This window comes from Synechococcus sp. Cruz CV12-2-Slac-r, assembly GCF_024346075.1.
Lineage (GTDB): Bacteria > Cyanobacteriota > Cyanobacteriia > PCC-6307 > Cyanobiaceae > Synechococcus_D.
In genome coordinates, this window is sequence record NZ_JAGQEK010000072.1 from 1 (window position 1) to 8,784 (window position 8,784).

At 52.7% G+C, this 8,784-nt stretch carries 8 protein-coding genes; 4 read left to right on the plus strand and 4 right to left on the minus strand.

Annotation, left to right across the window (positions count from 1 at the left end; all coding sequences use genetic code 11):
* The 3 genes from KB557_RS06955 to KB557_RS06965 all read left to right on the plus strand — a co-directional run.
* A partial coding sequence (locus KB557_RS06955; RefSeq protein WP_255132649.1) for a VOC family protein occupies nt 1-338 on the plus strand: 338 nt, incomplete at its 5' end.
* The gene (locus tag KB557_RS06960) at nt 322-2,736 is read left to right on the plus strand and encodes an endonuclease MutS2 (protein WP_255132651.1); all 2,415 of its coding nucleotides are present in this window, start codon (nt 322-324) and stop codon (nt 2,734-2,736) included. The genes KB557_RS06955 and KB557_RS06960, both read left to right, overlap by 17 nt.
* A gap of 12 nt (nt 2,737-2,748) precedes the next feature.
* The gene (locus KB557_RS06965) at nt 2,749-3,666 is read left to right on the plus strand and encodes a cation diffusion facilitator family transporter (protein WP_255132653.1); all 918 of its coding nucleotides are present in this window, start codon (nt 2,749-2,751) and stop codon (nt 3,664-3,666) included.
* On the opposite strand, the gene KB557_RS06970 is transcribed toward KB557_RS06965, so the two are convergent.
* The gene (locus tag KB557_RS06970) at nt 3,640-4,854 is read right to left on the minus strand and encodes an ABC transporter ATP-binding protein (protein ID WP_295475418.1); all 1,215 of its coding nucleotides are present in this window, start codon (nt 4,852-4,854) and stop codon (nt 3,640-3,642) included. The genes KB557_RS06965 and KB557_RS06970 overlap by 27 nt on opposite strands.
* A 49-nt stretch (nt 4,855-4,903) precedes the next feature.
* Between KB557_RS06970 and obgE the strand changes: the two genes are divergently transcribed.
* Complete coding sequence (gene obgE, locus KB557_RS06975) at nt 4,904-5,902, plus strand: GTPase ObgE (RefSeq protein WP_255132656.1); 999 nt, start codon at nt 4,904-4,906, stop codon at nt 5,900-5,902.
* 33 nt (nt 5,903-5,935) lie between these two features.
* Here obgE and KB557_RS06980 read toward each other — a convergent pair whose 3' ends face one another.
* From KB557_RS06980 to KB557_RS06990, 3 genes are all read right to left on the minus strand, one after another.
* On the minus strand, nt 5,936-6,751 hold the full coding sequence (locus tag KB557_RS06980; protein WP_255132658.1) for an inositol monophosphatase family protein: 816 nt from the start codon (nt 6,749-6,751) through the stop codon (nt 5,936-5,938).
* Nucleotides 6,744-8,120 (minus strand): BCD family MFS transporter, encoded by a 1,377-nt coding sequence (locus KB557_RS06985; protein ID WP_255132660.1) that lies wholly within the window; start codon nt 8,118-8,120, stop codon nt 6,744-6,746. Before KB557_RS06985 ends, KB557_RS06980 begins: the two co-directional genes overlap by 8 nt.
* A gap of 7 nt (nt 8,121-8,127) precedes the next feature.
* Nucleotides 8,128-8,784, minus strand: a 657-nt coding sequence (locus KB557_RS06990) for a TolC family protein (RefSeq protein ID WP_255132662.1), incomplete at its 5' end; no start/stop codon positions are given.

The following is an 8,784-nucleotide window of genomic DNA, read 5'->3' on the forward strand; positions in this document are numbered from 1 at the left end:
GAGCAAAGTCTTTTTACCTAAGCCTTGGCATGCAGTTGGTGTGGGATGCCAGCGATTGGGCTTACCTAACGGCTGGCGCCGATGGGTTAGCCCTGCTGGGGCCGGGTTATAAGGCGGCAGGGCCCCATTTCGCGTTCCATTTCAAGGTTCGCTCTGAAATTGATGCCATTCACAGCCAACTACAAAGCGCAGGCCATAGCTGCGGCTCAATCCTTGAGCATCGCGATGGCACCGCCAGTTTTTACCTGCAAGATTCAGAAGGCAACTGGTTAGAAATGCTCTACGAACCCCCAGGAGGGATTCCAAGCAACCTGGAAGGGGATGCAAAGCACTGTTGATATTGCAGCGGAAACACTCCAATTACTGGAGTGGGAGCGGCTAGCGGCACAACTAGCGCAATTTGCCAGTTGTGAGCTGGGGCGGCAGCTTTGCCTTGCCCTACCTCTTGCCTCAGAGCAAAAGGAAGCCCAACGCTTACTAACTGAAACCACAGAGCTGCTGGGCCTTGATGGCCTTCTAGAAGGAGGGCTCAGTTTTGTTGGAGTGGTTGATCTAACCAATTTCCTAAAACTTTGCGCCAAGGGGGGTTGCGCCAGCGGTGAAGCCCTGCTGGAGCTCGCAGAAACCCTGGCAGCCGCAAGACGTTTGCGGCGTCAAATCGATGATCCTTTGCTGCGACCCGTTACCACCGCTCTACTGGAGGGATTACGCACCCTGCCAGAACTGGAGCAGAAATTACGTTTTGCTCTAGAAGATGGTGGGCGGGTGGCAGATCGAGCCAGTTCAAGCCTTGAGGGTTTGAGGCGTCAATTACTGGGCCAACGCCAAGAGCGGCAGCAACGTTTGCAAGATTTACTGAGGCGCTTAGCTGCTCAATTACAAGACAATGTGATCGCTCAACGCCATGGCAGGCCTGTGCTGGCGGTGAAGGCCAGCGCAGCTGCGCAATTTCAAGGCCAAGTTCACGATAGTTCCGCCTCCGGCGGCACCGTTTTTATCGAACCACAGGTAGTGATTTCCCTTGGTAATCGCATCGCAGAACTGGAAGCGCAGGAACGGGAAGCAGAACGGCGCATATTGCTCCAGCTCAGTGCTGCCGTTGGCGCAGAAATAGATTCGCTGCTGGCCTTACAAAAATGTTTAGGCCGGCTGGATATGGGCCTTGCCCGGGCTCGATACAGCAGCTGGCTTGGTGCCGTAAAACCTGAACTTGGCGGCCAGCACTGGCAATTGCGGGAATTGCGCCATCCGCTGCTGATGTGGCAAGAACGGCGCGAAGGGGGTCAGCCCGTAGTGCCAGTGAGCCTGCAAATTGATCCCAACTTGAGGGTGGTGGCAATCACGGGCCCAAACACTGGCGGCAAAACCGTTGCACTTAAAAGTCTTGGTCTTGCGGCTTTGATGGCACGGGCGGGATTGTTTTTGCCCTGCGTTGGCACCGCAAAAGTGCCGTGGTGCGCAGCGGTTTTAGCGGATATCGGCGATGAACAATCGCTGCAACAAAACCTTTCCACCTTCAGCGGCCATGTGAAACGGATCGCCCGGATCCTGGCTGCCATCGAAGCGCTGCAATCCCGCAATGGCGAAGGCTTAGCGCCGGCTCTAGTGCTGCTCGATGAAGTGGGGGCCGGCACCGATCCCAGCGAAGGCAGTGCTCTAGCAACCGCCTTGCTGCAACAACTGGCGGCAACGGTGCAGCTCTCGGTTGCTACTACCCATTTCGGTGAATTAAAAGCACTCAAATACAACGACCCACGCTTTGAAAATGCCTCGGTGGAATTCGATGAAGCCAGCCTTCGCCCCACCTATCGGTTGCTCTGGGGGATTCCAGGCCGCAGCAACGCCCTAGCTGTTGCACGGCGTTTGGGTTTACCCGAGGCGGTGTTGCAAGCAGCCGCAACCCTTTTGGAAAACCAAGGCACCAGCACCGTAAATAGTGTGATCAGCGGCCTTGAAGCGCAACGGCAACGGCAACAGGAAGCAGCAGAAGAAGCAGCAGCACTACTGATGCGGGCGGAACTACTGCACGAAGAATTGCAGCAACGCTGGCTGCAGCAACAGCAAATCAAGCTTGAACAGCAGGGGCAAGCACGCACCCAATTGGTGGGTTCAATCCGCGAAGGTCAAAAGGAGGTGCGGCAGCTAATCCGGCGGTTGCGACAAGGCAATGCCGGCGGGGAAGATGCCCGCACGGCCGGCCAGCGGCTGAAATTACTCGAAGCTACCCATCGAAGCGTTGTTGCAAACCAACAACCCAAAGGTTGGATGCCTTCAGTGGGGGATCGCGTGCGGCTGCTAAGCCTTGGCAAAGCTGCCGAAGTGCTAGCTATCGCCGATGGGGGAAAGGAACTACAACTGCGCTGTGGGGTGCTCAGGCTCACCGTGCCACTTGAGGGAATTGAAGGTTTGCAAGGGGAAAAAGCGGTTCCGCCAGCCCCACCTCAAAAGGCCTTGGCTTTTATTCCTGTTGATGTAAAAAGTGCAGCAAGCAGCAGCATTCGCACTAGCCGTAACAGCGTCGACGTGCGCGGCATGCGGGTTCATGAAGCGGAAGCATTGGTAGAAGAACATCTGCGCCGTTGCCGCGGCACCCTTTGGGTGGTGCATGGGGTTGGTAGTGGCCGCTTGAAACGGGGTCTGCGCAGCTGGCTTGAAGGCTTGGCCTACGTGGACAAAGTTTGCGATGCCACCCAAGATGAGGGGGGCCCTGGATGCAGCGTTGTTTGGCTGCGTTAACTCAATTTATCAATGGCAGACCACAAGCAGAGCCACCAACAACATCCTGCAGTAAGCCGCCAGCGGCTACCAAAGGAGATTCAGCACGAGCATCGCGACGGCAACCCAGCGGCATTTCGCTGGAGTGTGCTGCTCAATAGCGCCCTTTCAGGTTTGCAACTGGCTATCGGCATCGGCTTTGGCTCCCTTGCCTTAATTGGCGATGCCCTGCACAACCTTGGCGATGTGGCCGGCTTACTACTTGGCTGGGGAGCCGAACACCTAAGCGCAAGGCCCGCCAACAAACAATTCACCTATGGCTTTGGCCGCAGCACCCAGCTGGCCGCGATGATTAATTCCAGCTTTATTTTGATGGCCTCAGCGGTGATAATCGTTGAGGGGCTACAACGTTTTGCAAAACCGGTTGAAGTTACGGCTGGCCCAGTTGCGATAGCTGCTTTTATTGGAATACTTGTGAATTTGGGTTCAGCCCGTTTATTTGGCCATAATCACAACCACGACCTGAATAAAAAAGCGGCGGTGGTGCACCTGCTCACTGATGCAGCTGTTAGCGGGGCGGTGTTTGTAAGCGCTCTTTTAGTTCAATTCACCGGTATTCAATGGTTGGATCCCTTTACGGGCATCATCGTGGGATTAGCTGTTGCTTGGACCGGCTGGAAGTTGCTGAGACAGTCGGTGGTGGTAGCCCTTGATGGGGTTCCCCCAGGTATAGATATGGAAAAAGTTGAAAGCACCTTGGCTGCGCTGCCTGGGGTGGCGGGGGTTCATCACATTCACGTGTGGGGCACGAGTACCTCTCAAACGGCCCTCACCGCCCATATTTTGCGAAATCCTCAAGCGGTAAACGATATGGAATTACTGCACAACGCCAAAGGCGCCCTTGCCCAACTGGGGATCGATCATTCAACCCTCCAGCTCGAACCTGGGTAATTGCGGAGTGTTATCAGCTTGATTGGGCACGCCTAGGGCTAGCCCATCCTTATCAAAAAGACTCCAGCCACTTGGATCAACTTCCAAATGAATTGCTTGGCCAAGTTGCAAAGAGGCAGCTGGCGCAGCTCGGAACTGAACCTTCTCACCACTTTCCTGCAGAACAGCCGCTACTAACACTTCATTACCAAGAGCTTCAATCTGCTCGATTACCGCAGGAAGATTGCGATTGGTGGCAGGGGCTAAGCGCAACTTTTCAGGCCGCAAACCAGCGGTTAGCACTTGGCCTTGGAATGCATGCAATAAGTGAGATTCCTTAGGTTCAAGCAACAAGCGGCGCCCCCCTAAGAGCACCTGTTCGGCTGAAACCACCTCCACCGCCAGCAGGTTCATCGGAGGCGAACCAATGAATTGCGCAACAAATAAATTTGCTGGCTGTTGATACAACTCCATAGGTGTGCCGAGCTGTTGCAAACAACCGCCATTAAGTACGGCAATGCGATGGCCCATGGTCATCGCTTCCACCTGATCGTGGGTTACATAAACTGTAGTAACACCAAGTGAATGCTGCAAATCAACAATTTGCCGGCGGGTATCACCCCGCAATTTGGCATCCAAATTACTGAGTGGCTCGTCCATTAAAAACACCGCCGGTTCGCGAGCAATTGCTCTTCCCAAAGCCACCCTTTGCTTTTGGCCCCCAGACAACTCCTTGGGCAAGCGATCTAAAAGGGGGCCAAGATCAAGCATCTCTGCCACTCGCTGCAGCCGCTGTTTTATCAGCTGTTCACGGGGGGAGTGAATCAACGTGGTGGTGCGAGCAAACCAATCGCGCAATTGCTGCCCAAAGCTGCGAAAACCACTGCGCCTTAGCCCAAAGGCAATATTTTCAGCAACTGTTAAGTGGGGATAAAGGGCATAACTTTGAAAAACCATCGCCACATCCCGGCGCGATGGGGGCGTGGAAGTTACGTTGCGACCACCAACAAAAACATCACCACTGCTGGGATTTTCTAATCCAGCCAAAAGCCTCAACAAGGTGCTTTTACCGCAACCGGAAGGGCCAACCAGCACTAAGAATTCGCCATCACGGATTTTTAGATCAATTCCACGCAACACTTCAACCGCCTCTCCCCCGCGGCGGGGAGGGTATTGCTTACGTAAATCTCGAAATTCAACCTCAGCCAAATGGGCAGGGCGAGTTGTTCAACTTTAATGGTGGATTGGCTACGGCATTTTGCAGTTCATCGACCAGGCCATGATTGCCGTGAAGGCCGGCCGTGGCGGCGACGGCATTGCCGCTTTCCGCCGTGAAAAATATGTACCCGCCGGCGGACCATCGGGGGGAGACGGTGGCTGGGGCGCTGATGTGGTGATGGTTGCAGATAGCAACCTGCAAACATTGCTTGATTTCAAATACAAACGCCTATTTGAAGCAACAGATGGCCGCAGGGGCGGACCAAACAAATCAACTGGCGCCAGTGCAAACGATCTGATAATTAAAGTGCCCTGTGGCACTGAGGTGCGAGAACTGCCCAGCGGCATGCTGCTTGGCGATCTAACAGAGGAAGGGGAAACATTAATAATCGCCAAAGGCGGTAAGGGCGGCCTTGGTAATGCCCATTATCTAAGTAACCGCAATAGAGCACCAGAAAAGTTCACAGAAGGAAAAGATGGAGAAGAAAGAGAGCTGCAATTAGAACTGAAACTGCTCGCTGAAGTGGGGCTAGTGGGAATGCCTAATGCAGGCAAAAGTACATTGATTTCGGTGTTATCTAGTGCCCGCCCTAAAATTGCTGATTATCCTTTCACCACCCTGGTACCAAACCTTGGAGTGGTAAGGCGCCCCAGTGGAGATGGCACCGTATTTGCAGACATCCCCGGCCTGATCGCTGGAGCAGCGCAAGGGGCTGGATTGGGTATGGATTTTTTGCGTCATATTGAACGCACAAAGCTATTAATTCACCTAGTGGATTGCGGTGCAGGCGAACCATTAGCTGATGCGATCACGCTCTTAAATGAATTGCATGCCTATGGCCATGGCCTGCCGGAGCGGCCCCGCATAACGGTGCTAAGTAAATGCGAATTATTAAATCCAGAGGAGCAATTAGAAACCCAAAAAATTCTTGAAGCTGAACTCAATCAAAAGGTATTACTGATTTCTGCTGCCACTGGCAATGGGCTCACAAGCTTGCTGCAAGCGGTATGGCTGGAATTAGGAATTGAAAATCCTTAAATTAAATATCCTTAAATTAAATACTCTCGCGCGTTAGTTCAAGGCCAAAGCCCAGGGCATAAATCGCTCTAATTGCTCTTGGTTGCAAGCGGTGAGGATGGGATAACTGGTTTCCGCTTCCGCTGCTCCAGCGATTAAAGGGAAAGCGGGGCCCGCCAAAGATTGCAAGGGGCATTGCAATTCCTGCAACATCAACCAAGCCGCTGCGATATCCCACACTTTTGGCGTGGCCTCTAATGCCGCAACCATGGTGCCTAAACCCACCCCCAAAAGGTTGAGGCTTGCCACCCCCAGCATGCGGGTTTTGGCTGGAAAGGGCCTGTTCAAACTGCTCAAAACCTTCAGCGAACGGGTGCAAAGGCTTGCGCAACTGCAGCCATGGCGAGGGCCCCCAGGGCTGCTAAGGGGCACGCCATCACGCCATACCCCCTTGCCTTTAACTGCAACAAATCGCTGCCGCAAAGGGGGCACATCTAAAATCGCAGCCACTGGCACGCCAGCTGAAAAACGCGCCATTGAAATCGCCCAAATCGGCAAACCCACCGAGAAATTCGTGGTGCCATCGAGGGGATCTACCACCCAATAATTCAGCTCATGGGGCACAACCGTGCTGCCTTCTTCGCTCAGCAATCCATCACCCGGGAAGATCTTCGCGAGCCCTGCCTCCAAGGTGGCGTCGCTCCATTGATCACAGGCTGTAACAAGGCTGCCATCTGGTTTTTGGGTGCTGCTGATCTGGCCAAAATCCAGCCGCTGGCGCTCTGCCACCAGATCAACCAGTTCGTGGAGGGCTTGCCACTGGGGATCAGCAGGAAAGGTGGAATGGGGCAAAAGTTGCAGCTCAGGCATCAAGATCAAGGGCTAATAAATCGCCAAGGGCCCGTTGCACCCTTTGCTGGAATAAAGCTGTATCCACCCGCAATAGCAGAATTCCTGCCAGCAACAAACCAACGGCCTGTAACAAGAACACACTGGCATAAGCCCCATAGCTATTTTGGCTACCAAAAAAGCCACCAAATAAACTAAGTAAGCCTCCCCCTGCAACTGTGGCAAAGCCACGGGAATAAGCCTGGGCTAAGCCCCATAAACCAATAAACGTGCCCGCCAGTTGAGGCGAGGTGAGCCCCAGCATCAAGGTAAGGCAGGCGTTTGTGCCAACCCCTGCTCCATAGCCAAATAAAACAAGGGCAAATTTAAAAACCAGCACTGAACCCAAGGCGCCTGATGCAGCTATTGCCACAAGAAAAATCGCCGATATCACTCCCCCCACTAGGGCCGTTCGCTGCGGACCAAGCCTTGGCACCAATAAAAAACCAGTGCTTGCAATACCAACCAATGTGCCCATACCCCAAAGGGCATTGAGCCTTGTTGTTTCGCACAACGTCATGTTGAAAACAGCGCCGCCATAGGGTTCAAGCACTGCTTCCTGCAAAAATAAACTGAAAGTAAATAAACAAAGAACGCAAAAGAAGTAGGTCACCTGGGGATCAGCCCGCAGCAACTTGATTGATTGGCCAAAACCCAATTCCTGCGTTTTGCTCGCCGTAAGAGTTGCAGCAAGCGGCGGCTCTACCCCTACAACTGCAAGCAGAATCAAGCCAAAAATCACTAGAGGTGCTGCCACGGTGAGCTGGCGAACTGCCGCCACAACAAGGCTTAAATCCGAGCTAGCGCAGGCACTACCAAGAAAACGACTCGCCACAATTGCACCAACCACGATGCCAACGGTGAGCATCGACCACACAACTGAAACCAAAGCCGGACGCTCCCGTTCATTGGTGATATCAACTAGAAGTGCCGCAAATGGAGTGGAACTGGCAGATATAGCGGTGCCATAGAGCAGAAAAACAAACGCCAGCAGCAAAGAACGCCACAAAACTGCAGCGTTATCACCCGCTTGGGCGGCACTAGCAACCCATAGCACTGTGCTGCCCGCAAGCCAAAACAACAAACAAAAGGCAATTGCTCCGCCAAGAATGAAGGGGGTACGACGCAAGCCTCCCCAGCGGCACTGGTCGGAGCGTTTGCCAAACCAAACCCGCGTAAATGCAACAAGTTGTTGGCAACCCAAAGCTAAAGCAGTGAGCACTGCTGGCACTTGAAAATCATCAATTAATAAACGATTAAAAATACCCAAAGTGAGCACTGCTAGCGCCCCAAGGCAAGCTTGAAACAAACCGAGCCTTAATGCTAAAAACAACAAGCGAGAAGATACCAAAGCAAAACTATCGAGAAACAGCTTGAACTAAGCAAGGCGAATTGGTGGGCACCGGAATAACGGGCACATCTGTTATTGGATCTTTATTAGGTGGTAATGCAGGCAATTTAGTTTGGGTGCAACTCAACACCTGATCAAGGCCCGTGCGACGCCTTAGTTGAGCAACGTTTGTATTGTAGGTGGTAACAGATTTGGAGTATTCAACCTCAGCATTTGTTGTATCCCGCTGGCTATCAACTACATTGCGTTGGGTACCCACCCCGGCTTGGAAACGCAAACGGGCCAAGCGCAGTGATTCTCGGGTGGATAACACCTGCCTTGATGTGGTAATTAAATTACGAATTTGAGCTTGAAGGTTGTAATAAGCCTGCTCTACTTCGTAACGAATCTGATCACGCTGGCTAGAAAATTTATAGGTATTTTCCGTTGCCAGTTGGCGGTTTTGGCGGGCTTGAGCTGCAGATTTGCCGCCATCAAACAAATTCCATTTTAAATTCAAACCAATATCTTGGGATAAAGTTTCAACAACATAACCCATATTTGCGGGGCCCGAAACATTACCCTCTCCAAATGTTTTATCCCATCCAGAATTACTAAATATACTTAGAAAAGGTTGAATATTACCAAGGGCATTATTGGCATTTGAATTTGCAATCGATACATC

Excerpts from the sequence above, each read along its gene's own strand:
- KB557_RS06980 (WP_255132658.1), bottom strand. The coding sequence starts at position 6,751 with ATGCCTGAGCTGCAACTTTTGCCCCATTCCACCTTTCCTGCTGATCCC.
- KB557_RS06960 (WP_255132651.1), top strand. The coding sequence starts at position 322 with ATGCAAAGCACTGTTGATATTGCAGCGGAAACACTCCAATTACTGGAG.
- KB557_RS06965 (WP_255132653.1), top strand. The coding sequence starts at position 2,749 with ATGGCAGACCACAAGCAGAGCCACCAACAACATCCTGCAGTAAGCCGC.